Annotated in this window: 29 protein-coding genes and 3 tRNA genes; 24 read left to right on the top strand and 8 right to left on the bottom strand. The window is 66.5% G+C overall.

All coding sequences use genetic code 11. The features are described from left to right. Positions 1 to 82: 82 nt before the first annotated feature. Positions 83 to 817, top strand: a complete 735-nt coding sequence (udk, locus tag HACJB3_RS08535; RefSeq protein ID WP_008417400.1) for a uridine kinase — start codon at positions 83 to 85, stop codon at positions 815 to 817. Here udk and HACJB3_RS08530 read toward each other — a convergent pair. Further along, positions 814 to 1,134, bottom strand: coding sequence for a DUF5785 family protein (locus tag HACJB3_RS08530; protein ID WP_008417401.1), 321 nt, complete (start codon positions 1,132 to 1,134; stop codon positions 814 to 816). The genes udk and HACJB3_RS08530 overlap by 4 nt on opposite strands. A gap of 90 nt (positions 1,135 to 1,224) precedes the next feature. Here HACJB3_RS08530 and HACJB3_RS08525 point away from each other — a divergent pair, with 90 nt between their 5' ends. Next, the gene (locus HACJB3_RS08525; RefSeq protein ID WP_008417403.1) at positions 1,225 to 1,998 is read left to right on the top strand and encodes a CPBP family intramembrane glutamic endopeptidase; all 774 of its coding nucleotides are present in this window, start codon (positions 1,225 to 1,227) and stop codon (positions 1,996 to 1,998) included. Between the two features lie 204 nt (positions 1,999 to 2,202). Here HACJB3_RS08525 and HACJB3_RS08520 read toward each other — a convergent pair. The 3 genes from HACJB3_RS08520 to HACJB3_RS08510 form a co-directional block, all read right to left on the bottom strand. Continuing rightward, a tRNA-Ser gene (locus HACJB3_RS08520) sits at positions 2,203 to 2,286 on the bottom strand. Positions 2,287 to 2,319: 33 nt separating this feature from the next. Then, on the bottom strand, positions 2,320 to 3,057 hold the full coding sequence (locus HACJB3_RS08515; protein WP_008417404.1) for a hypothetical protein: 738 nt from the start codon (positions 3,055 to 3,057) through the stop codon (positions 2,320 to 2,322). A gap of 45 nt (positions 3,058 to 3,102) precedes the next feature. Beyond that, a complete protein-coding gene (locus HACJB3_RS08510) occupies positions 3,103 to 3,840 on the bottom strand; it encodes a CAP domain-containing protein (RefSeq protein WP_008417406.1) in 738 nt (245 codons plus the stop codon). 96 nt (positions 3,841 to 3,936) lie between these two features. On the opposite strand from HACJB3_RS08510, the gene HACJB3_RS08505 reads away from it, so the two are divergent. Beyond that, positions 3,937 to 4,137 (top strand): hypothetical protein, encoded by a 201-nt coding sequence (locus HACJB3_RS08505; protein ID WP_008417408.1) that lies wholly within the window; start codon positions 3,937 to 3,939, stop codon positions 4,135 to 4,137. A 147-nt stretch (positions 4,138 to 4,284) separates the two neighbouring features. Beyond that, entirely contained in the window at positions 4,285 to 4,494 is a 210-nt protein-coding gene (locus tag HACJB3_RS08500; RefSeq protein WP_008417409.1) for a hypothetical protein, read from the top strand. A gap of 8 nt (positions 4,495 to 4,502) precedes the next feature. Here the strand turns inward: HACJB3_RS08500 and HACJB3_RS08495 are convergent, their stop codons facing one another. From HACJB3_RS08495 to HACJB3_RS08485, 3 genes are read right to left on the bottom strand one after another with little or no spacing between them, the layout of a single operon-like run. After that, positions 4,503 to 5,132, bottom strand: a complete 630-nt coding sequence (locus HACJB3_RS08495; RefSeq protein WP_008417411.1) for a uracil-DNA glycosylase — start codon at positions 5,130 to 5,132, stop codon at positions 4,503 to 4,505. A gap of 41 nt (positions 5,133 to 5,173) precedes the next feature. After that, a complete protein-coding gene (locus HACJB3_RS08490) occupies positions 5,174 to 5,392 on the bottom strand; it encodes a hypothetical protein (RefSeq protein WP_008417413.1) in 219 nt (72 codons plus the stop codon). Then, positions 5,389 to 6,429: an Mrp/NBP35 family ATP-binding protein gene (locus HACJB3_RS08485; protein ID WP_008417414.1), complete on the bottom strand. Its 1,041-nt coding sequence runs from the start codon at positions 6,427 to 6,429 to the stop codon at positions 5,389 to 5,391. Before HACJB3_RS08485 ends, HACJB3_RS08490 begins: the two co-directional genes overlap by 4 nt. Before the next feature lie 150 nt (positions 6,430 to 6,579). Between HACJB3_RS08485 and HACJB3_RS08480 the strand changes: the two genes are divergently transcribed. The 3 genes from HACJB3_RS08480 to HACJB3_RS08470 all read left to right on the top strand — a co-directional run bounded on the left by HACJB3_RS08480 (position 6,580) and on the right by HACJB3_RS08470 (position 9,019). Then, the gene (locus HACJB3_RS08480) at positions 6,580 to 7,149 is read left to right on the top strand and encodes a hypothetical protein (protein WP_008417415.1); all 570 of its coding nucleotides are present in this window, start codon (positions 6,580 to 6,582) and stop codon (positions 7,147 to 7,149) included. A gap of 68 nt (positions 7,150 to 7,217) precedes the next feature. Next, complete coding sequence (moaA, locus tag HACJB3_RS08475) at positions 7,218 to 8,201, top strand: GTP 3',8-cyclase MoaA (protein ID WP_008417416.1); 984 nt, start codon at positions 7,218 to 7,220, stop codon at positions 8,199 to 8,201. A 146-nt stretch (positions 8,202 to 8,347) separates the two neighbouring features. After that, on the top strand, positions 8,348 to 9,019 hold the full coding sequence (locus HACJB3_RS08470; protein WP_008417417.1) for a hypothetical protein: 672 nt from the start codon (positions 8,348 to 8,350) through the stop codon (positions 9,017 to 9,019). Here HACJB3_RS08470 and HACJB3_RS08465 read toward each other — a convergent pair. Next, a complete protein-coding gene (locus HACJB3_RS08465; protein ID WP_008417418.1) occupies positions 8,990 to 9,946 on the bottom strand; it encodes an NAD(P)/FAD-dependent oxidoreductase in 957 nt (318 codons plus the stop codon). The two genes, HACJB3_RS08470 and HACJB3_RS08465, sit on opposite strands and share 30 nt — an antisense overlap. A gap of 76 nt (positions 9,947 to 10,022) precedes the next feature. On the opposite strand from HACJB3_RS08465, the gene HACJB3_RS08460 reads away from it, so the two are divergent. From HACJB3_RS08460 to HACJB3_RS08380, 17 genes are all read left to right on the top strand, one after another. Then, the gene (locus HACJB3_RS08460; RefSeq protein ID WP_008417419.1) at positions 10,023 to 11,327 is read left to right on the top strand and encodes an aspartate aminotransferase family protein; all 1,305 of its coding nucleotides are present in this window, start codon (positions 10,023 to 10,025) and stop codon (positions 11,325 to 11,327) included. A 97-nt stretch (positions 11,328 to 11,424) separates the two neighbouring features. Beyond that, a tRNA-Ser gene (locus HACJB3_RS08455) sits at positions 11,425 to 11,507 on the top strand. A 76-nt stretch (positions 11,508 to 11,583) separates the two neighbouring features. After that, a complete protein-coding gene (locus HACJB3_RS08450; RefSeq protein WP_008417420.1) occupies positions 11,584 to 12,090 on the top strand; it encodes a 30S ribosomal protein S13 in 507 nt (168 codons plus the stop codon). Then, positions 12,090 to 12,614, top strand: a complete 525-nt coding sequence (locus HACJB3_RS08445; RefSeq protein WP_008417421.1) for a 30S ribosomal protein S4 — start codon at positions 12,090 to 12,092, stop codon at positions 12,612 to 12,614. Before HACJB3_RS08450 ends, HACJB3_RS08445 begins: the two co-directional genes overlap by 1 nt. Next, a complete protein-coding gene (locus HACJB3_RS08440; protein WP_008417422.1) occupies positions 12,615 to 13,004 on the top strand; it encodes a 30S ribosomal protein S11 in 390 nt (129 codons plus the stop codon). 1 nt (position 13,005) lies between these two features. Continuing rightward, positions 13,006 to 13,752, top strand: coding sequence for a DNA-directed RNA polymerase subunit D (locus HACJB3_RS08435; protein WP_008417423.1), 747 nt, complete (start codon positions 13,006 to 13,008; stop codon positions 13,750 to 13,752). A gap of 124 nt (positions 13,753 to 13,876) precedes the next feature. Further along, positions 13,877 to 13,961: transfer RNA gene (locus HACJB3_RS08430), tRNA-Leu, on the top strand. Positions 13,962 to 14,000: 39 nt separating this feature from the next. Then, a complete protein-coding gene (locus HACJB3_RS08425; protein WP_008417424.1) occupies positions 14,001 to 14,354 on the top strand; it encodes a 50S ribosomal protein L18e in 354 nt (117 codons plus the stop codon). After that, on the top strand, positions 14,351 to 14,788 hold the full coding sequence (locus tag HACJB3_RS08420) for a 50S ribosomal protein L13 (protein ID WP_008417425.1): 438 nt from the start codon (positions 14,351 to 14,353) through the stop codon (positions 14,786 to 14,788). Before HACJB3_RS08425 ends, HACJB3_RS08420 begins: the two co-directional genes overlap by 4 nt. After that, positions 14,782 to 15,177 carry a 30S ribosomal protein S9 gene (locus tag HACJB3_RS08415; protein ID WP_008417426.1) on the top strand — a complete coding sequence of 132 codons (396 nt, stop codon included), beginning with the start codon at positions 14,782 to 14,784 and terminating at the stop codon, positions 15,175 to 15,177. Before HACJB3_RS08420 ends, HACJB3_RS08415 begins: the two co-directional genes overlap by 7 nt. 11 nt (positions 15,178 to 15,188) lie before the next feature. Further along, positions 15,189 to 15,380, top strand: a complete 192-nt coding sequence (locus tag HACJB3_RS08410; protein ID WP_008417427.1) for a DNA-directed RNA polymerase subunit N — start codon at positions 15,189 to 15,191, stop codon at positions 15,378 to 15,380. Continuing rightward, a complete protein-coding gene (locus tag HACJB3_RS08405) occupies positions 15,377 to 15,556 on the top strand; it encodes a DNA-directed RNA polymerase subunit K (RefSeq protein ID WP_008417428.1) in 180 nt (59 codons plus the stop codon). The genes HACJB3_RS08410 and HACJB3_RS08405 overlap by 4 nt, the downstream gene beginning before the upstream one ends. After that, positions 15,553 to 16,752, top strand: a complete 1,200-nt coding sequence (gene eno / locus HACJB3_RS08400; protein WP_013199460.1) for a phosphopyruvate hydratase — start codon at positions 15,553 to 15,555, stop codon at positions 16,750 to 16,752. The genes HACJB3_RS08405 and eno overlap by 4 nt, the downstream gene beginning before the upstream one ends. Further along, positions 16,749 to 17,564: a 30S ribosomal protein S2 gene (rpsB, locus tag HACJB3_RS08395; protein WP_008417432.1), complete on the top strand. Its 816-nt coding sequence runs from the start codon at positions 16,749 to 16,751 to the stop codon at positions 17,562 to 17,564. The genes eno and rpsB overlap by 4 nt, the downstream gene beginning before the upstream one ends. A 93-nt stretch (positions 17,565 to 17,657) precedes the next feature. Further along, entirely contained in the window at positions 17,658 to 18,641 is a 984-nt protein-coding gene (gene mvk, locus HACJB3_RS08390) for a mevalonate kinase (protein WP_008417433.1), read from the top strand. Then, positions 18,638 to 19,363 carry an isopentenyl phosphate kinase gene (locus HACJB3_RS08385; RefSeq protein WP_008417434.1) on the top strand — a complete coding sequence of 242 codons (726 nt, stop codon included), beginning with the start codon at positions 18,638 to 18,640 and terminating at the stop codon, positions 19,361 to 19,363. The genes mvk and HACJB3_RS08385 overlap by 4 nt, the downstream gene beginning before the upstream one ends. A 43-nt stretch (positions 19,364 to 19,406) precedes the next feature. Next, positions 19,407 to 20,222 (top strand): hypothetical protein, encoded by an 816-nt coding sequence (locus HACJB3_RS08380; RefSeq protein ID WP_049934380.1) that lies wholly within the window; start codon positions 19,407 to 19,409, stop codon positions 20,220 to 20,222. The last annotated feature ends 119 nt before the right edge of the window (positions 20,223 to 20,341 follow it).

The raw sequence follows: 20,341 nt of genomic DNA, 5'->3' as shown, positions 1-20,341 counted from the left end.
GCCCCCGTGCGTGATAGTATCAAGGTCGTCTCGCGCGTCCGGAACCGGGACGTTGAAACTCTCGGGTCCGTCACAGTCGGTAATGATCACCCCGTCGTTCGTACTCGGGATCGCCGGTGGAACCGGAGCGGGCAAGACCACCGTCACACGGGAGGTGACTGCCGCCCTCCGGGCGGACGACGAGGAGTGTGAGAATCCGTCGGCCGACCGGGACGACCTCATGGCGTCGGAGTCGGTAACGCACGTCCCGCTCGACAACTACTACGCGGATCGCTCGGACCTCTCGTTCGCCCGACGGGAGTCGATCAACTACGATCACCCCTCCGCGTTCGATTGGGAGCTGCTCCGAACCCACCTCGATCGGCTGTGTGCGGGTCGCGCCGTCGAGATGCCACAGTACGACTTCGAGGTCCACGCCCGCACTGACGAGCGGGTGCGCGTCGAACCGGCCGACGTGATCGTCGTCGAGGGGATCCTCGCGCTGCACGACGAGGCCGTCACCGATCTGTTCGATCTCCGGATCTACGTCGAGACCGACGCCGACGTGCGGATCCTCCGGCGGATCCGCCGTGACGTCCTCAAGCGGGGCCGAAGCCTCGAGGGCGTGATCGAGCAGTATCTCTCGACCGTGAAACCGATGCACGAGCAGTTCGTCGAGCCGACGAAAAAAGAGGCGGATCTCGTCATCCCTGAGGGAGCCAACGCGGTCGCGGTCGACCTCCTCGAAGCCGCCATCGGAACGATCCGGAACCGTCGGGCGGGACGAGAGCCGCCGGCAGAGGACACCGGGGCACCGCTGGTCGAGTACGACGACTAGGCCGACTTCCGTTCGGGGTTCGCACCGACGGGGTGGTAGTCCCAGAACCCACCCTCACGCATCGCACGGCCGATGGCGCGGTGGAACTCGACGATGTCGGGGACCTCGTCGGTGTCGACGCGTTCGAGGATCTCCCGGGCGGGGACGACCGTCGCGGAGTTGATGCGGATCGGGTCGTCGCCGTACTCGGCGAGGAAGTCCTCGAAGCGAAGCGGGAAGTCACCCTCCTCGTCGACCTTCTTGGCGAAGATCGCCATCCCGTACTTGCGCATTCCCTCGCTTCCCTCCTCGCCGTCGGGGTCGTGGGGCCAGTCCATACACGGGGTGGGCGCGAGGGGCGAAAAAAGGTTACTGTGTGTCGCTGGCAAACGACAGCAAAAAGGTCCGTCGGTCCGAACCGCTACAGGATGGCAACTCAGACGACGGACGCGGGACCGCTCGCGTACGCCACCACGCTCGTTACTGTTCTCCTGATCGGCGTTGCGGGCTTTGGGGTCGGGACGATCCTCACGGTCGTCGTCGCCGGACTCCTCGGGGCGGTCGGTATCGACGTCTTCGGGAGTCCGGTCCTCCAGATCGTCGTCGGCGTCCTCACGCTGCAGGGCCTCGGCTTCGGCTCGGTCGCGCTGTTTTACCTCTCGACTCGCGATGAAGGTCTCGGCCTGTTGATGCTCTCGATGCCCGATCTCCGGGACGCGATCTGGGTCGCCGCCGGACTGATCGCGCTGTTCGTCGCGCTGATCGGGATGAGCCTCATCCAGACCACCTTCGGGATCGAATCCGCACAACACAGCCTGCAGGAACTCGGCACGCAGAACCCCGAGATGCTGCTGGTGTTGGTGCCCCTCTCGATCCTTCTCGTGGGCCCCGGCGAAGAGTTGCTCTTTCGGGGCGTCATCCAGCGTCTGCTCACGCTCCGGTTCGGCGTCGTCGTCGGCATCTCCATCGCCAGCGTGATCTTCGCGTTCGCCCACGTCGGCTCGCTGACCGGCGAGGGGTTACTCCCGACGCTCGTCACCTACGTCGTGTTGAGCCTCATCCTCGGCGGGAGCTACCACTTCAGCGAGAACCTCGTCGTGCCCGCCGTGATCCACGGGCTGTTCAACGCGATCCAGTTTTCGATCCTCTACTGGTCGGTCACGACCGGCGGCGGGGAGATGCTGTGGCTGGTCGCGCTCTGAGGTGGGGTCTCCTCGCGCACCATCGCTTCGATCCCGCCGGTGGTTACGGCTACATCCTGGGGCGTGTCGAAGTCCGGATCGCGGAGCGCTCGGTGACTGTGACGCGTTCGGAGAGCCGGCTATCGCGGGGATAATTCGTCATACGGAATCGGCGCGAGGCATCGACTAATAGGTTCGTGAGCGCGCGCGTGGTTGCCGGAAAAGCGGTGGGGATGGGATTTGAACCCATGAGTCCTCTCGGACACCTGCTCTCAAGGCAGGCGCATTGGGCCGCTCTGCCACCCCACCGCGGGCGTTGGTTTCGGTTCGGGCGTCTAAGGCCTATCGGTCCGATACGAGTTCGTCGCCCTTGACGCGAAGGCCCATTTCCTCGACCCACTCGCCGGTGTTCGGCGGGACGATCCGTCCCGCGACGTGGCGCGCGCGGATCACCGAGACCAGCGTCGCGAGGTCGGTCCCCGTCTCGACGACCGGGAGCATCGGGAGGAAGTCGGTATCGAGGCCGGCGTCGCCGGCGTGCCACGCCAGCGTCTCGATCGCGGGCGGCTCGTAGCTCCCCTCGAAGTCGATCGGCTCGGCGAACCCGGCGAAGTAGACCCGGCCGTCGGTCGCGGGACCGAGGACGACGGGGCTGTTCCGGAGTTTCATCGCCGCGCTGTCGATGTGGGTCCGAAGGCAAAGCGGCGCGGTCGGCGCGAGGGCCGCCGCGGAGGTGACCTCCTCCGTTTCGAGGAGATGCGTGATCGTGTTCCCGACGCGGGCGGCGTGGGTCGAGCCGACCTGGACTTCCGTGCGCGGGGGCTCGTCGAGCACGCCATCGAGGTGTTCGCGGATCTCCGCTTCGGGATCCCCGCCGGCGTGGGTTTCGGGGAGGGAGTCCGCAGGTCGGTAGTTGACGAGTAACTCGCCGCCGCTTCGCTCGACCGCGAGACACGCATCCGAGAGCATCGCCCCGTAGAGCGACGCGGCCTGTTCGGTCGACAGCGGGCTCGTCTCGACCAGTTCCGACAGAACGAGTCCCGGGCGCGGCGGGTCCGCGAGGACGGCGACGGTCGTCATAACGGTGAGTCGGCCCGCGAGCCCCTTCAACCCGCGGATACCGGCTCAGGTCGTCGTACAGAAGTTCTGGGTGGCGTCGACCCGGCCGTCAGCCATGTAGACGCCGATCCCCTCGCTGTCCCAGCCTTCACGGAGGATGTTCTCGCGGTGGCCCTCCGAGTCCATCCAGCCCTGGACGATCCGTTCTGCGATCTCCTCCGCGGAGCCGCCCGAACCGATGCCGGTCTGGATGTACGCGAGGTTCTCACCGACAGCGCGACACTCGCTCGGGTAGAGGCTCCCGAAGCGATCGGCGGGCGACTCACCCTCGGGGTTGGTGTGACTGAAGTAATCGCGCTCGTTCATGTCTTGGCTGTGCGTGCGGGCGACCGCGGCGATCTCGTCGTCGTGTTCGAGTTGCGAGAGACCGTGTTCGGCGCGAATCTCGTTGACCTGCGTGTGGATCTGTGCTTCGACCTCGTCGGAGGTCACGTCGCCCGCGGTGGTGGTCCCGGGATCACCCTCGGGCGGCGAAGCGTTCGGGTCTACTTCAGGTGGTTCGCCGCCCTGGCTCTCTGCGGGCACCTCCCAGACGAACGGCGAGTCGATGAACCACTGCGGTGGTTCGACGACGTCCTCGACGACGGGCGAGTCGACGCCGCTCGTATCGACCAGCCCCATCAGCGAGGCCGACCAGACGAGACCGAGCAGGAGACCGACGAACAGCACGAGACTCAACAGCGAGAACACCGCGCCGATCAATCGCCGGATCACGGCGACCACCGGCGATACGTGTCTCCCCATCCTGACGCACGGGTGACCATTGGCGGTAACTACGGTCCGGGAGGCCATAAGCTACCGGACGGATCGCTTATGGCGCGATAGCACGACCCACGAGCTATGCGTGCAGACTCGTTTGCGATCGCCGCCCTGCTTTCGGGGACGGCGCTTCTCGCAGTCGGTGCCCTCGGAACGCTCGCGACGACCACGCTCGGCGATGCGGGAGCGCTCGGCACGCTCGTCGCGATGACCCTCGCCGTTCTCGCCGCGATCGCCCTCGGAACGTGGGCGGACAAGGGGCCACGAACGCCCTACTGGTAGAACGTCCTCGCCCGGGTCCCCGTTCGTGGTCCGCTTCGTTTCGCCGGGACAGCAGGATACCCGTCTCGCGTTCGCTTCGCAGCCCCGTCACGAGGCCACCGTTCCAGCGGTCCGAACCGTTATATGTCGGATGTTCGTAATAAACATATGGCACGAAACCCCGTCGAGCGAAATTTCGTCACCCGGTTTCTCCTCGGGCTTGCCGTCCTCACGTTGATGTACATCGTCGGCGGACCGCTCGTCTCGATGGCCGGGCCCGTCGCCGGGTTCGCGAGCGTGTTCGTCGGCGCGCTGGCCGCCTTCGTCCTCTTTGCACACTGGTACGCCCGCTACGACGCCTCCTTCGAGTCGGAGTGAGAGCGGCCCTATCGGCCCCGTCGCCCCTTCGTCTGGCGGTAGTCCCGCCCGAACAGGTCCGAAAACGCCTGGAGGAAGTCCTCGCGCTGCTCGTCGGTCACCTCGGCGGGATCGATCATCGGCACGAGTTCGAACCCGCGCCCGCGGATCTCCGTCGCGTGATCCGCTTCGATGTCGAACTCCTCGGCGGGGGTCGTGGTGTACTCGGTCGCGATCTCTTCGAGTGCCCGTTGGCCGACCGGGACGATGATCTCGGGGTTGATCATTCGGATCTCGGCGTTGAGGTACGGCTCGCAGTTCCCGATTTCCGCCTCTGTCGGTGGGCGCTCGGGGTGTCGACAGCGCGTGAGTAGAGTGAGATAGACGTTGTCGAGTTCGGGTTTTTCGCCCGGATCTTGACCCGCGAAACCGAGCGCGTGAAGGATCTCCTGAAACGCCTCGCCGCGCTCGTCGCCGAAAAACGGGATGCCCGTCTCGTCCGCACCCGGCGAGGGTCGCTCGCCCACGAAGAGGAACTCCGCACCCACGTCGCCGTAGCCGTGGGCGATCTCCGTTCGCGCCTCGCAGAGATCGGGACAGTTCGTACAGTCCTCGTCCATCCCGAAGGGGTTGCTCGAAGAGAGCTGATTGGCGTCCATGGCCACACCAGTCGGCCCGCGCGGAAACCTCTTGTCGTCGTCTATCGGCCGAGCCCGCCGTTCTCTTTGACGTTCAGGATGTTCCGAACCGCGATGTAGATCTCCTCTGGATCCGTCTCCTCGTCCTCGTCGTAGAGGTCGCTCACCCGATACAGGATCGCCGCCAGTTGCTCGCTTTCCGAACATTCGCCCCGGAGGTCGTCGGCGGTTTTCCGGAGCAGGCGGACCCGCTCGGGATCCGGATCCCCCCACTCGCTCATCGCTGGCTCTGTTGTTGGCGTTTGGTCACGCCGATGTTGTTCGCGACGTTCTCGGTGAGGACGCGAAAGGCGTTGCCCGTCTCGCTGTCGGAATCGAGCACGATCGGTTTGCCCTCGTCGCCACCGGTTCGCACGGACGGATCGAGCGGAATCCCCCCGAGGTAGGGGAGTTCGTTCTCCTGGGCGAAGGCTTTGCCACCTCCTTTCCCGAAGATCTCGTGTTCGCTGCCACAGTCGGGACAGATAAAGCCGCTCATGTTCTCGGCGATCCCCAGTACGACCGTGTCGTGACGCCCGAACATCCGCAGGCCCTTGTTGGCGTCGTCGATCGCGACGTCCTGTGGTGTGGTGACGATCACCGCACCCGTGACGGGCACGCTCTGGAGCAGGGTGAGCTGGGCGTCGCCCGTACCCGGGGGGAGGTCGACGATCATGTAATCGAGGTGGCCCCACTCGACGTCCTCCCAGAGCTGGGTGAGCACCTTATGCACCATCGGGCCCCGCCAGATCACGGGGTCGTCCTTTCCCACCAGGAAATCCATGCTCATGAGCTTCATCCCGAACTTCTCCGGCGGGATGATGACCTCCTCCTCGGTGGCCTGGGGACGCTGGTCGGCGTCAACCATCCGCGGGACGTTCGGCCCGTAGATGTCGGCGTCGAACAGCCCGACGCGCGCGCCCATCTGCGAGAGGCCGGCCGCGAGGTTCACCGCCACGGTCGACTTCCCGACGCCGCCTTTCCCCGAGGAGACGGCGATGACGTTCTCGACGTTCGGCAGCACCTGCTCGTCGGCCGAGAGTCCCGACTCGACGCGTGCCGAGAGGTCGATCTCCCGGTCGAGATCCGAGAGCGTCTCCCGGACGTCGGCCGCAATCTGCGTCTCGGTCGGCGAGTACGGCGCCCCGAGCGCGAGCGAGATCGAGATCCGGTCAGGGTCGACCGAGACCTCGTTGACGAGCCCGAGCGAGACGATGTCGTCGCCGAGATCCGGGTCCTCGACGCTCCGTAGACGATCGAGGACGTCGTTGTCGTCCATGCCCGAGGTAGGCGTTCTCGGGCGGATAACGCTTACTGTCGAAGGAACGTCGCCGGTCTGCCCGAGGATCGATCGGTCGCATCCCGGACACAATACGTATGTCGGTCGGCCAAGTAGTGTGTAGACATCCCACGGTGGGAGGGGGAGACAATGGACCCGCACGAACACGACACCAGCGGCAGAACGACGACAGTACGACCGACACCCGCCCCGGTGGAGTCCGACGCCGCCGCCCTTGCGGACGAACTGGGACGGATCCAGCTCCGATCGGTCGACGACCGCCGACTGCGCGCCCGGATCGAGACCGTCGTCGATCGCGACGCCGAGACACTCGAACTCTGGTATCGCCTTCCCCACGACGTTCACGTGAGCGAGGCGTTCGAGAAACCGATCCCGTGGAGCGATCGCTTCAAGTTCGCGCGCGTGATCGAGGATCTGGGCTACAGTCCGAGCAACCTCGAGGGGATCGAGGGAGAGGAGATCGTCCTCGAACGGGTCGACGGCGAGTGGCGTGCCGAGGACCCCGAACGCCGCTTCGAGGAGTCGTTTCCGGGCGTGACCGGCGATACCGGTCCGATCGCCGGCCTCGGCTTCGGGATCACCGTCCTCTATCTCCTCTTGTTGTTCGTCGCCACCGCGGGCGCGATGAACGTCGTTGGTGCACTCGCGGCGGCGTTCATGCTCTGTTTTCTCACGCTGTTGGTCGCGTACCTCTGGTAACCACTATCGGTTACTCCATTCGCAAACGTGGCCACCAGTTTAAGTTCCTCGGCTTGATAGTGAGTTCCATGAGTGTCCTCGCCGACGACTTCGGGCGGGAGGTGACGGGGGTTCGCATCTCGCTGACCGACCGGTGTAACTTCGACTGTGTGTACTGTCACAACGAGGGGCTTGGCGATACGCGCGGCCCGATGGACCCACAGGACGACGAGATGAGCGCCGACGACGTGGTCCGCTTTCTCGAGGTCGTCCGGGAATTCGGCGTCGAGAAGGTGAAGTTCACGGGCGGCGAGCCGATGCTCCGGGACGACTTGGAGGAGATCATCCGCCGGACGCCCGACGAGATGGAGGTCTCGATGACGACCAACGGCACCTTCCTGCCCGGTCGCGCCGAGGGGCTCGTCGAGGCCGGGCTCTCGCGGGTGAACGTCTCACAGGACGCACTCGACCCGAAGGAGTTCGCCGAGATCACGAAAAGCGGCGCGTACGACCGGGTGATCGAGGGGGTTCACGCGGCGCTCGACGCCGGGCTCGATCCGGTAAAACTCAACATGGTCGTCTTCGAGCACACCGCGGGCTACGTCCCCGAGATGGTCGAGCACGTCGCCGAGAACGACGGTCTCCAACTCCAGTTGATCCAGTACATGCCCGAACTCACCGGCAAGCCCGAGTGGAACATCGACATCGAGCGGGTCCACGGCTGGCTCGAAGAGCAGGCGACGCGAGTCGAACGCCGCGAGATGCACCACCGCGCGCGCTACTGGGTCGAGAGCGACGACGGCGACGGCGAGGGGATGGTCGAGATCGTCGACCCCGTCGAGAACCCCGAGTTCTGTGCGAACTGCCACCGGGTGCGGGTCACCCACGAGGGCTACCTGAAGGGGTGTCTGAACCGCAACGACGACCTCCGACCGATGGGTGAGATGAGCAGGGCGGAGATCCGCGAGACCTATCGCGAGACGGTCGCGAACCGCGTGCCGTTCTACGGCGAGTACATGGTTCGGGACGGGAACGGCGGCTGGGAGATCAACGACGAGTACGTCAACGCCTGAACGGGCGCGTTGCGGTCCCGTCGGTCCCCGTCACCATCGCGGGCGAGTACCCGCAATTCACCGTCTACCGGTACGTACCCGTCCAGGTTACCCGTCGGTTCGCTGAACTATACCTTCGAGACGCGGATGGTTCGACTCGAGAGCCCGTGTCGAACACCCTCACCCCCGTTCCGAACCCCGAGTACGTCCGACGGCTGCCGGATCTGGTCCTCGTCGGCGTCGTCCACGACCACCCCGCGAGCGTCGCGCGCGTCGAGACGGTGCTGGGCCAATGGGCCCACGAGACGCTCGCGCTCGAACTCCCGCCGCTCGCGCTCGCGTTGTATCGCTCGTACGCCAGCGAGGATCGCGGTTCGGGCGGCGAAATGAGTGCCGCCATCCGCGCGAGCGACGCGCCGGTCGTCGGGATCGACGGGCCCGGAGCCGGGTTCGCACGCGCGTTTCGCCGATACGTCGAGCGCGAGGAACCCGATTCGGAGACGCTCGAACGGCTCTATGAGAGCGTCCGGACCGCGAGCGCGCGTGCGTTTCGCTGCCAACTCGCCGCCACCGAACCCGGTCGCCGCCGGGGGATCGAGGGCGACCGATCGTTCACCTACGAGTGCGATCCGGCCGGCGGGATCGAGGAGTTGGCCGCCGACGAGCGCTCACACGTCTCGATGGCGCGGGCCGCGAGCGCGTTCTCGCCGCCGTACGTCGGCCACCGGGACGCCATCCGCGAGGACTGCATGGCCGAGGCGCTCGGCGAGCTACCCGGCCCGGTCGTCGCCGTGGTCGGGATCGACCATCTATCGGGGCTCGTCGACCGACTGGGATAGTCGCCGGCCGAGGTCGCGCCCGCTCTCGAAGGCGGCTCCAACTCGTCCTTCCCCGGTGACCCAGTCGCCCGCGAAGTGAAGCGAGCGATCCGCCGCCGTCGAGAGGACGTCCGCTTCGGGTGCGCCGTCGGGCAGTGCGTGTCGAAAGCGCCCGAGGTCGCACCAGTCGGGCGTTGCGATCCGGGGTTCGTCGAGCAGGTCGGCGGCCAGTCGCGCGGCCGCATCGGCGATCCGCTCGTCGGGCTCGCCGTAGCGTTCGAGCGACCATTCGGGCGCCATCTGCACGACGAGCAGCGCCTGGCCGTCGGGGACGTGGCCGGGTTTGCACTCCTCTCGGGAGCACCAGCCGATCTCGTGATCCTTGTCGGTGTTGACGAGCGCGTAGTAGGGCCGGTCGATCTCGAACGGGTAGTGAAGCACGATCGAGAGGATCGTCCGATAGGACACCGTTTCGATCCCGCCGACGAGCCTGTCCCGCAGGGGATCGTCCCAGTCTGTGTCCGTCAGGAGTGCGGCCGTCTGCGGGGCCGGCGGCGTCAAGACGAGCGCATCGAAGGTCTCCACCAAGTCCTCGCTTTCGACCCGCCAGCGCTCACCCTTGCGGGCGATCCCGTCGGCGTAAGTCAGCGCGGGTCGGTCGCGGTCCTCGCCCGGGGTGACCACGCCGTCGGCGTCGAACGTCCAGACCGGGGCCTCGATCCCGATCGGTCGTGCGCTCGCCCGCTCGCGAACGAGACGTTCGAGGTCCTCGTCGGGCGTGATGTAGTTTGCACCGTAATCGTAGATACAGCCGTTCTTCCGCCGGGTCGCGGCCCGCCCGCCCACGACCTGGCCCTTCTCGAGGACGGTCACCGCCGCGCTCGACTCCCGAAGTTCGTATGCGACCCCGATACCGGCGACGCCCGCGCCAACGATCCCGATCTCCATACCCTCCGTCGGGTCGCCGCCGACATAGTTCCCTCCGAGTCGATACCGTTAGGGCGGCCTGCATAGTGACCCCGATATGGACGACACGACGAGCCGCTCGGTCGTCGAACGCGCGCGGGCGGTGATCCCGGGTGGTGCACAGACGGGACTGCGGGCACAGGCGTACGATCTCGGCGAGGTCGCGTTTTCGGAGTCGAGTGGTCCGACCCTCGAAACTGTCGACGGCGAGGAATTCACTGACTACCACCTCGCCTTCGGCCCGATCGTGTTGGGCCACGGCCATCCCGCAGTCGACGACGCAGCGAAAGCAACGATCGACGACGGGGTACTCTACGGGGCGGCGACCACGGCCCTAGAAGTGGAGGTCGCAGAACGGGTCGTCGACCTGCTTCCGAGTGCGGAGATGGTCAACTTCTGTAACAGCGGCACCGAGGCAACCTACCACGCGATCAGACTCGCACGCGCCTACACGGGCAACGACCGTGTACTCAAGTTCGAGGGGTGTTATCACGGCTGGCACGATTACGTCGACATCAGCGTGTACCCGCCGCGGGAGCGCGTCGGCGAGACCCACCCCGAATCGGACGGGATGCTCCCCGAGGCAGTCGACCACACCGAGGTCCTCCCCTTTAACGACGCCGAGGCGGTCGTCGAAGCCTTCGCGGAATTCGACGACATCGGGGCGGTGATCTGTGAGCCGATCCCCCACTCGGTGGACTGTCTAGTGCCCGACGAGGGGTTCCTCGAAACACTTCGGGAAACGACGGCCGAAAACGACGTGCCGCTGATCTTCGACGAGGTGATCACGGGCTTTCGCCACTCGGCGCGCGGAATGCAACACGAACTCGGCGTGACGCCCGATCTGACCGCGCTGGCGAAGGCGATGGGCAACGGGTACCCCGTCGCAGCGGTCTGTGGCCGCGAGGACCTCATGGCCCAGGCTGGCGGCGACAACACAAGCGGCGTGGTCATCAGCGGCACGTACTCGGGCCACCCCGTCGGGCTGGCGGCCGCCAGCGAGACGCTGCGGGTGCTCTCTGCGGAGCCCGTCATCGAGGAGATAACGGCGCTCGGTGAGCGCTATCGTGAGGGACTCGACGGGCTGTTTTCCGAACACGGGATCGAGGGGCGGGTCGTGGGCTACGGCAGCGTCTTTTCGCCACAGTTCGGCGTGACGGGCGAGCCACAGCGCTACGAGGACGTCCTCGGGCTCGACGAGGAGCGGTTCGTCGCGTTCGCACGCGGGATGCGCGAGCGCGGGCACTTTTTCACGCCGAATCCCTACAAGCGCCAGCACCTCTCGTGGGCCCACGGCGAGGCCGAACTGGAGACGTATCTCGCGGCCGCCGACGCAGTGCTGGGGTCGCTCCCGGTGAACTGATCCGGTGGGCTTAAATACCCGACATGGATAGGTTGTGGTGCCTACACTGCAGGGACGAGGCGTCCCGAGTCCGTCAGGGCGACAGTACAGATCGCGTGTCGTGGTAGCCAAGCGGCCTAAGGCGCAGGGTTGCTAACTCTGTGGCGTTCAGCCTCCGGGGTTCGAATCCCCGCCACGACGCTTACACTATCGGGACGACCCGGTAGCACACCACCACCGCAACCGCTGTGGCGCAAGACAGCCCGCACAGAGACACATGAGTGCAGAAGACCCAGAACAACAGGACGGACAGGAGGACGACGACCTCCGATACTTCGTTCGCATCGGGCAGACCGACCTCGATGGGACGAAGACCGTCGAACGATCACTGAGCGAGATGAACGGTATCGGCCGCCGAGCGGCCAGAATCATCGCCCAGAACGCCGGTATTTCGCGTACCGCGACGTTCGGGCGCCTCGAGGACGACGAGATCGACGCCATCGTCGAGGAAGTCGAGGGATTCGCCGAGAACAACCCCGAATGGCTCGCGAACCACCAGGGGTACTACGACGGCGAGATTACCCACGAGACGGGCAACGACCTCGAACTCACCCGCCGGCAGGACATCAACCGCCTGCAGATGATCAGCGCCTACCGTGGCGTGCGCCACCAGCGCGGCCAGAAGGTCCGCGGCCAGCGCACCCGTTCGACCGGGCGCTCGGAGGGGACCATCGGCGTGAACGTCGAGGCCATCAAGGAAGAGGCCGAGGAGGGTGACGAATAATGGCGCTCGGATCCAACACCAAGTTCTACGAGACGCCCAACCACCCGTTCCAGGGCGAGCGCATCGCCAGCGAGCACTCGCTGGTCGGGCGCTACGGCCTGAAGAACAAAGAAGAGCTCTGGCGCGCGCAGTCGAAGCTGCGCTCGTTCCGCCGGGAGGCCCGCGAACTGCTCGGGCAGGCCCAGGGCGACGCGGAGGAGGCCGCCCGCGAGGGCGAGGAGTTCCTCTCGCGGCTCCAGCGAATCGGCATCCTCGGCAACGAGGAGGGCCTCGACGACGTGCTGTCGCTTGAGGTCACCGACCTGCTCGAACGCCGCCTGCAGACGGTCGCCTACCGGAAGGGCGTGGGGAACACGCCAAAACAGGCCCGCCAGTTCATCGCCCACGGCCACGTCACGGTCGACGGCCAGCGGGTGACGGTGCCGTCGTACATGGTGGAAGTCAGCCAGGAGGACTCGGTGAGCTTCGACGAGAACAGCCCGCTCGCGGACGAACTGCACCCCGAACGCGCGGAGGAACAATAGATGAGCGAATCAGGAGACAGCAAGTGGGGCGTCGCACATGTTCACGCCTCGTTTAACAACACGGTCATCACGATCACCGACCAGACCGGCGCCGAGACGATCGCCAAATCCTCGGGCGGGACGGTCGTGAAACAGAACCGCGACGAGGCCTCGCCCTATGCGGCGATGCAGATGGCCGAAACCGTCGCCCAGGAAGTCCTCGATGCCGGTATCGAGGGCGTTCACGTCCGCGTACGCGGTCCGGGCGGCAACCGCCAGCAGAACCCCGGTCCAGGCGCACAGGCGACGATCCGTGCGCTCGCACGTGCCGGACTGGAGATCGGCCGCATCGAGGACGTCACGCCGATCCCGCACGACGGCTGTCGCGCGCCCAAAAACAGCGGGTTCTAGCATGGAGGGGAACTTCGACGTCGAGATCATCGAACGCGACGACCGCAGCGCGCGGTTTCTCGTTCGTGGTGCGACGCCGGCGTTCGCAAACGGCATTCGCCGCGCGATGCTCGCGGACGTACCCACGCTATCGATCGATTCGGTCCGGTTCATCGAGAACTCCTCGGTGATGTTCAACGAGCAGCTCGCGCTTCGACTCGGGCTCGTCCCGCTTTCGACCCCCGAGGACTACGAGCTGGGCGAGGACGTGACCCTCGCGCTCGACGTCGAGGGCCCCGCGACCGCCTACTCGGGCGACCTGGTCAGTTCGGACGAGCAGGTCGAACCGGCCGATCGGAACGTCCCCATCATCGAACTCAAGGAGGGCCAACGCCTCGAACTGGAGGCCGACGCCGTCCTCGACGTGGGACGCGAACACGCCAAACACCAGGGCGGGGTCGCGGTCGGCTATCGACACCTCGTTCGGGTGAACATCGAAGGTGACCGCGAGGAGTTCGCCGACGAGGAAGCGAACATCGTCCGCGGGGTCGTCGAAACCGACGAGGGCGAACTCGTCCTCACGGATGAGTTCGATCACGACCTCACGAACCGATATCCCGGCAAGGAGCTGCGCCTCGAGGACGTTCCGGACGCGTTCGTCTTCCACGTCGAGACGGACGGCTCGATGACGGCCTCCGAGCTGGTCGATCGGGCCGCCGCCTCGCTCGGGGACCGTGCCCGGGAACTCGAGGACGCGGTCGCGCTATAGGATAGTATCGTCATGTGTCCCGTCACCCACCTCACGGCGTTCGCTCCCGCGGAGAGCGCACGCTCTGGCCAGCAGTGGGTAACCGAAAGGGGTTTTACGGGGCAGAAAGTACGAGGAGTTGCGAGCAGGGATAGCCAAGTCTGGCCAACGGCGCAGCGTTCAGGGCGCTGTCTCGTAGGAGTCCGCAGGTTCAAATCCTGCTCCCTGCACTCCGCTTTTCCGCAGTCCACTTACACTCAGGAGGAACTATGAGTAAGACCAATCCGAGGCTCACCAGTCTCATCGCCGAATGCAAGTCGGTCTCCCGCGAGTCGGGTGCCGACGTGTGGAGCGACATCGCAGACCGCCTCGAGAAACCACGCCGGACCCACGCCGAGGTCAACCTCGGTCGCATCGAACGGTACGCGACCGAAGACGAGACCGTCGTCGTGCCCGGGAAGGTTCTCGGAAGCGGTGTGTTGCAAAAGAACGTCACCGTCGCGGCCGTCTCCTTTTCGGGGACCGCCGAGACGAAGATCGAACAGGCCGACGGCCAAGTCGTGCAACTAGAGGAGGCCATCGAACAGAACCCCGAGGGTAGCAACGTGAGGGTCATCGCATGAGCGTCGCCGAGTTCGAAGCAGACCTCGTCGTCGACGCCCGCGATTGCATCCTCGGCCGGGTCGCCAGTCAGGTCGCAGAGGCCGCACTCGACGGCCAGCGCGTGGCCGTGATCAACGCCGAATCGGCCGTGATCACCGGCAGCGACGACGACATCATGAGCGTCTACGAGAAGCGAGCCGAGATCGGGAGCGATCGCGGCCCGTACTACCCGAAACGACCGGATGGCCTCATGAAGCGTGCCATCCGCGGGATGATACCCTACAAAACGACGCGCGGTCGGGAGGCCTTCGAGAGCGTCCGCGTCTACGTCGGCAACCCCCACGACCGGGACGCGGAAGTCCTCGACGGAACGTCGCTGGATCGACTCTCGAACATCAAGTTCGTCCAGCTGGGCGAGGTAAGCGAGAACCTGGGGGCAAACGTCACATGGTAACGAACACGAGCGGCAAGAAGAAGACGGCCATCGCCCGCGCCACGGTCAGCGACGGCGAGGGGCGCGTTCGCATCAACTCCCAGCCAGTCGAGCTGGTCGAACCGGAGATCTCCCGCCTGAAGATGCTCGAACCGTTTCGCATCGTCGAGGACGTTCGCGAGGGCGTTGACATCGACGTGAACGTTCAGGGTGGCGGCTACAACGGGCAGGCCGACGCCGTCCGGACCGCGATCGCCCGCGGGCTGGTCGAGTTCAACAACGACGCCGAGTTGCGCGACGCCTACATGGAGTTCGACCGCTCGCTGCTGGTCAACGACGTGCGCCAGTCCGAGCCGAAAAAGTGGGGCGGGCCCGGTGCGCGGGCGCGCTACCAGAAGTCCTACCGCTAGGTGATTCACCCATGATGGTACCAGTCCGGTGTTTCACGTGTGGTAGCGTCGTCGGCGAGCACTGGGAGGCCTTTACCAGCCGTGTCGAGGAGGGCGAGGATCCCGCCGAGGTGCTCGACGATCTGGGCGTGACCCGACACTGCTGTCGCCGGATGCTCGTCAGCCACACCGACCTCGTGGACGTAGTGGCACCCTACCAATGACGAGCCAACAGTTCAGCCGGTACGAGAAGGCCCGCATCCTCGGCGCGAGAGCGCTGCAGGTGTCCTACGGCGCGCCGGTATTGATCGAGACCGACCAGTCAGAACCGATCCTTATCGCCGCCGAGGAGTACGACGCGGGGGCGCTCCCGTTCACCGTCAAGCGGGGGAGACGATGACGCTGATCGCCGAGGTCCGGCTCCGCCGGATCCTCGACTCGCGGGGCAACGGCACCGTCGAGGCCGACGTGCTGACCGAGAGCGGCGGGTTCGGTCGTGCGGCTGCACCCAGCGGCGCGAGCACGGGCGAGCACGAAGCGATCGAACTCGCCCCCGAGGAGGCGATCGCCGCCGCGCGCGAACGAGCCGTTCCCCGATTAGTCGGCGAGGTGTACGCCGGCGATCAGCGAAGCGTCGACGCGGCGCTGCACGCGGCGGACGGCACGGACGACTTCTCCGAGATCGGCGCGAACAGCGCCGTCGCCATCAGCATGGCCGCCGCGAAAGCCGGCGCGGACATGCTCGGTGCGCCGCTGTACCAGCATTTAGGAGGAGCATTCCGCGGCGAGAACTTTCCCATACCGCTCGGAAACGTCGTCGGCGGGGGCGAACACGCCGCCGACGCGACGGACATCCAGGAGTTCCTCTCAGCGCCGGTCGGCGCACCGAGCGTCACCGACGCGGTCTTTGCCAACGCCGCGGTCCACGGCGAAGTCCACGACATCCTCGCCGAGCGCGACATTCCGGCAGGAAAGGGCGACGAGGGCGCGTGGGCGCCCTCGATCAGCGACGAGGAGGCATTCGAGATCGTCGCCGAGGCGACCGACACCGTCTCCGACGAGGTCGGATTCGAGATCGGCTTCGGGCTCGACGTCGCGGCCGCCGAGATGTACGAGGAGGGCGAGTACCAGTACTCCGACCGCACGCGCTCGACCGCAGAGCAGATCGAGTACGTCGCTGACCTCGTCGACGAGTACGATCTCGTCTACGTCGAGGATCCCCTCGACGAGAACGACTTCGAGGCCTTCGCCGAGCTGACCGAGAAGGTCGGCGAGCAGACGCTGATCTGTGGGGACGATCTCTTCGTCACCAACACCGAGCGCCTGCAGCAGGGCATCGGGGAGGGATCGGCCAACTCGATCCTGATCAAGCCCAACCAGATCGGGACGCTGACGGACGCCTTCGACGCGATCGAACTCGCGACGCGAAACGGCATCGAGCCGGTCGTCTCGCATCGTTCGGGCGAGACCGAGGACACGACCATCGCACACCTCGCCGTGGCGACCGACGCCCCCTTCATCAAAACGGGCGCGGCCGGCAGCGAGCGAACCGCCAAACTCAACGAACTCATCCGCATCGCGGAGGACGCACTATGAGCAACGAACCAGACCAAGACGGGCTCGACGCCGCCGAGGAGGAGATCGACGAGGAACCCGAACCCGAAGCGGGCGGGGACCCCGACGTCGATCCCAACGAGGACGTCAGAGCCGAGACCGAGGAACCGACCGCCGACGCCGACACCGAGGAGGCCGAGGCCGAAGCAGACACAGACGTGGACGAGGATCCAGCCGGGCCGTCGCTCGACGAGGACGTCATGCCCGACGAGGAGGCAGACCTCCTCATTCCCGTCGAGGAGTACCTCGGCGCGGGGGCCCACATCGGGACCCAGCAGAAGACCCAGGACATGGAGCGGTTCATCCACCGCGTGCGCACGGATGGACTGTACGTGCTGGACATCTCCAAGACCGACGAGCGCATCCGCACCGCCGCGGACTTCCTCTCGAACTACGACCCCGAGCAGGTCCTCGTGACCTCCTCGCGCCAGTACGGCCGGTTCCCGGCCGAGAAGTTCGCCGAGACGATCGGCGCGCGCGCCCGGACGGGCCGGTTCATCCCCGGGACGCTGACCAACCCCAAGTACGACGGCTACATCGAACCCGACGTCGTGGTCGTCACCGACCCCATCGGGGACGCACAGGCCGTCACCGAGGCGATTACCGTGGGAATCCCCGTGATCGCGATGTGTGACTCGAACAACTCGACGAGCAACGTCGATCTGGTGATTCCGACGAACAACAAGGGTCGCAAGGCCCTGTCGGTCGTCTACTGGCTGCTCGCGAACGAGACGCTGGATCGCCGCGGTGCCGATACGGTCTACGCCCTCGAGGACTTCGAGAGCGGGATCTGACGACGCTCACCCTTTTCGGCGGCGTCACAGCCGATCAGCGCCCGCCGCGACGAACCTGTACGTATAAACCGCGTCGTTGACCACCCTTACTGTATGACTACCGCAAGCGCGCCGGGGAAGGTGTACCTCTTCGGCGAGCACGCCGTCGTCTACGGCGAGCCCGCGGTTCCGTGTGCGATCTCGCGCCGGGCGCGGGTCACTGTCGAGCGCCGCGGGGACAGCCGACTGCACGTTCACGCGGAGGACCTCTCGCTCGACGGCTTCACTGTCGAGTACAGCGGCGAGGCCGACGCGACGCCGGACGTCGACGTCTCGACCGATCTGGTCGAGGCGGCGATGGGCTACGTCGACGCCGCCGTTTCCCAGGCCCGCGAGGCCGCCGGTGTGCCCGAGGCGGGCTTCGACGTCACCGTCGAGAGCGCGATCCCGCTGGGTGCGGGCTTGGGCTCCTCGGCAGCCGTCGTCGTGGCCGGGATCGACGCCGCGACCCGCGAGCTGGGCGTCGAACTGAGCACGACCGAGATCGCAGACCGGGCGTATCGTGCGGAATACGACGTCCAGGAGGGACAGGCCTCGCGGGCCGATACCTTCTGTTCGGCCACTGGCGGTGCGGTCCGGGTCGAGGGCGAGGACTGTCGGGCGATCGACGCGCCCGATCTGCCCTTCGTCATCGGCTTTGACGGCGGGGCGGGCAACACCGGTGAGCTCGTCGCGGGGGTACGGGAGCTACGCGAGCACTACTCGTTTGCGGCGAATACCGTCGAAACGGTCGGCGACATCGTCAGACAGGGCGAGCGCGCGCTCGCGGCAGGCGACCTCGCGGAACTCGGCACGTTGATGGACTTCAATCACGGCTTGCTGTCGGCGCTGGGGGTCTCCTCGCGCTCGCTTGACCGGATGGTCTGGGCCGCCCGCGACGCGGGTGCCCACGGCGCGAAGCTGACGGGTGCGGGCGGTGGGGGCTGTATCGTCGCGCTCGACGAAACTGAGGAGACCGAGACCGCCCTACGGTTCACGCCGGGCTGTGAGGAGGGCTTTCGGGCCGAACTCGACGCCGAGGGGGTGCGTGTCGAGTGATCGTCCTGAAACTCGGCGGGTCGGTGATCACCGAGAAGGACCGCGAGGAAACGATCGACGAGGACCGACTCGCGGCCCTCGCGGGTGCGCTCGCGGGCCAAGAGGACGTGGCGCTCGTCCACGGTGCGGGGAGTTTCGGGCACCGCTACGCGGCGAAACACGGCGTCTCGATTACTGAGGGAACCCACGACGGGGCGGCGGTCCGGGAGATCCACGGATCGATGGAGCGACTGAACGAGCGCGTGCTGTCGGCGCTCGGGGCCGAGGGCGTGTCGGCCGTGCCCGTCGATCCGCTCTCGCTCGCCTACCGGACGCGAGAGGGGGAACTATCGCTACCGCTCGACGGAATCGAGACGATGCTCGCCGAGGGGTTCGTGCCGGTGACGTACGGCGACGTGATCACCCAACAGGAGAAGGGCGCGACGATCGTCAGCGGCGACGAACTCGTCGTGGCACTCGCCGAGGGACTGGACGCCGACGGGGTAGGGCTGTGTTCGACCGTTCCGGGCGTCCTCGACGACGCGGGCGCGGTTATCCCCCGGATCGGGAGCTACGACGAGGTGGCGGAGTACCTCGGAGAGAGCGACTCGACGGACGTCACCGGCGGGATGGCCGCGAAGGTGCGGGCGCTGCTCGAACTGGAAGCCCCGGCGTCGGTCTTTGGGCCGGACGCAATCGGTCGATTTCTCGCGGGCGAGGGCGCCGGGACCCGGATCGACTGAGCCTGCCGGAACGTTTTTATCGATTATCGGAGATGTATTGCTCATGGTACGGACACCGGGATGGGGCGCCGTCTCGGCGAGCGCGTATCTGTTCACGCTGTCGCTGTTCGTCCTGACGTTCGACGGCGTGCCGTTGAGCGGCCCGCTCGTGCTCGTCGCCGTCGCCGGCAGCGTCGGACTGGTGGTGGTCTTAGGTCGCCTTCACCCGCGTCCGGCGGTCGCGCTCGCGGACCGTCGTTTCCATGTCGGTCTCGCGGCGGTTCCGTTCGTCCCCCTGATCGTGAGCGTTTACGTTCCCGGCGTGGCGTTCGTTTCGCCGCTCGACCCATTGACATGGATACTCCTGTGCTGGTCGATGACTGGTATTGCACTGTACGCGAGCGTCGCGAACGCCCAGGCGCGCCACTACGAGGAGCACTCGGAGCGGGTCGTCCACCTGCGGGTGCGCCCGACCGCCCGGACGCGTCGACGGCGGGCCGTGCTGTTCGGGGTCGGCGGCGTGGTGGTGATCGTCGGCGTGTGGCTGGTCAGCCTTCCGTCGGTGTTCCGGTCGCTCGTGATGGGACTTGGCTTCTCGGCGCTGTTTTCGGGGGTACTTGGTGCGAGACGCCCCCGGACCTATCGGCTGGTCGACGGCGGGCTGATCCGCCAGGACGGTGGCGCGCGCGTCAGCACGTTCGTCCCCCGCTCGCGGATCGCGCTCGCCGAGCGCGAGGGCGAGCGGTTGCGCCTCGAACGCCGCGGGCCGTGGTGGCCGGGGACGGAGTTCACCGTCGAGGACGTCGGCGGCGACCGGGGGACGGCGACCCGCTGGTTCGAGGGGACCGCCGGGGCGCTGTCGGTCGGACGGCCGGCGTGAGCCACGCGGTGAACCGAACCCACGTAGTTTATACGGACGGGTCGCGTAGCGCCGCGTAACGAAACCCGCGGGTAATGCGGCCGTTGCCGCATGCGGGAACTCGAAAGCGTTCGGGACCT

Origin of the sequence: Halalkalicoccus jeotgali B3 (assembly GCF_000196895.1) — an archaeon.
GTDB lineage: Archaea > Halobacteriota > Halobacteria > Halobacteriales > Halalkalicoccaceae > Halalkalicoccus > Halalkalicoccus jeotgali.
This window is presented reverse-complemented; position numbering and strand designations above follow the sequence as displayed.

Excerpts from the sequence above, each read along its gene's own strand:
- moaA (WP_008417416.1), top strand. The coding sequence starts at position 7,218 with ATGAGTGTCCTCGCCGACGACTTCGGGCGGGAGGTGACGGGGGTTCGC.
- HACJB3_RS08505 (WP_008417408.1), top strand. The coding sequence starts at position 3,937 with ATGCGTGCAGACTCGTTTGCGATCGCCGCCCTGCTTTCGGGGACGGCG.
- HACJB3_RS08490 (WP_008417413.1), bottom strand. The coding sequence starts at position 5,392 with ATGAGCGAGTGGGGGGATCCGGATCCCGAGCGGGTCCGCCTGCTCCGG.
- HACJB3_RS08440 (WP_008417422.1), top strand. The coding sequence starts at position 12,615 with ATGAGCGAATCAGGAGACAGCAAGTGGGGCGTCGCACATGTTCACGCC.
- rpsB (WP_008417432.1), top strand. The coding sequence starts at position 16,749 with ATGAGCAACGAACCAGACCAAGACGGGCTCGACGCCGCCGAGGAGGAG.
- HACJB3_RS08510 (WP_008417406.1), bottom strand. The coding sequence starts at position 3,840 with ATGGGGAGACACGTATCGCCGGTGGTCGCCGTGATCCGGCGATTGATC.
- HACJB3_RS08460 (WP_008417419.1), top strand. The coding sequence starts at position 10,023 with ATGGACGACACGACGAGCCGCTCGGTCGTCGAACGCGCGCGGGCGGTG.
- udk (WP_008417400.1), top strand. The coding sequence starts at position 83 with ATGATCACCCCGTCGTTCGTACTCGGGATCGCCGGTGGAACCGGAGCG.
- HACJB3_RS08445 (WP_008417421.1), top strand. The coding sequence starts at position 12,090 with ATGGCGCTCGGATCCAACACCAAGTTCTACGAGACGCCCAACCACCCG.
- HACJB3_RS08495 (WP_008417411.1), bottom strand. The coding sequence starts at position 5,132 with ATGGACGCCAATCAGCTCTCTTCGAGCAACCCCTTCGGGATGGACGAG.
- HACJB3_RS08485 (WP_008417414.1), bottom strand. The coding sequence starts at position 6,429 with ATGGACGACAACGACGTCCTCGATCGTCTACGGAGCGTCGAGGACCCG.
- HACJB3_RS08450 (WP_008417420.1), top strand. The coding sequence starts at position 11,584 with ATGAGTGCAGAAGACCCAGAACAACAGGACGGACAGGAGGACGACGAC.
- HACJB3_RS08435 (WP_008417423.1), top strand. The coding sequence starts at position 13,006 with ATGGAGGGGAACTTCGACGTCGAGATCATCGAACGCGACGACCGCAGC.
- HACJB3_RS08420 (WP_008417425.1), top strand. The coding sequence starts at position 14,351 with ATGAGCGTCGCCGAGTTCGAAGCAGACCTCGTCGTCGACGCCCGCGAT.
- HACJB3_RS08525 (WP_008417403.1), top strand. The coding sequence starts at position 1,225 with ATGGCAACTCAGACGACGGACGCGGGACCGCTCGCGTACGCCACCACG.
- HACJB3_RS08530 (WP_008417401.1), bottom strand. The coding sequence starts at position 1,134 with ATGGACTGGCCCCACGACCCCGACGGCGAGGAGGGAAGCGAGGGAATG.
- HACJB3_RS08465 (WP_008417418.1), bottom strand. The coding sequence starts at position 9,946 with ATGGAGATCGGGATCGTTGGCGCGGGCGTCGCCGGTATCGGGGTCGCA.
- HACJB3_RS08380 (WP_049934380.1), top strand. The coding sequence starts at position 19,407 with ATGGTACGGACACCGGGATGGGGCGCCGTCTCGGCGAGCGCGTATCTG.
- HACJB3_RS08480 (WP_008417415.1), top strand. The coding sequence starts at position 6,580 with ATGGACCCGCACGAACACGACACCAGCGGCAGAACGACGACAGTACGA.
- HACJB3_RS08515 (WP_008417404.1), bottom strand. The coding sequence starts at position 3,057 with ATGACGACCGTCGCCGTCCTCGCGGACCCGCCGCGCCCGGGACTCGTT.
- HACJB3_RS08425 (WP_008417424.1), top strand. The coding sequence starts at position 14,001 with ATGAGTAAGACCAATCCGAGGCTCACCAGTCTCATCGCCGAATGCAAG.
- eno (WP_013199460.1), top strand. The coding sequence starts at position 15,553 with ATGACGCTGATCGCCGAGGTCCGGCTCCGCCGGATCCTCGACTCGCGG.
- mvk (WP_008417433.1), top strand. The coding sequence starts at position 17,658 with ATGACTACCGCAAGCGCGCCGGGGAAGGTGTACCTCTTCGGCGAGCAC.
- HACJB3_RS08500 (WP_008417409.1), top strand. The coding sequence starts at position 4,285 with ATGGCACGAAACCCCGTCGAGCGAAATTTCGTCACCCGGTTTCTCCTC.
- HACJB3_RS08405 (WP_008417428.1), top strand. The coding sequence starts at position 15,377 with ATGACGAGCCAACAGTTCAGCCGGTACGAGAAGGCCCGCATCCTCGGC.
- HACJB3_RS08410 (WP_008417427.1), top strand. The coding sequence starts at position 15,189 with ATGATGGTACCAGTCCGGTGTTTCACGTGTGGTAGCGTCGTCGGCGAG.
- HACJB3_RS08415 (WP_008417426.1), top strand. The coding sequence starts at position 14,782 with ATGGTAACGAACACGAGCGGCAAGAAGAAGACGGCCATCGCCCGCGCC.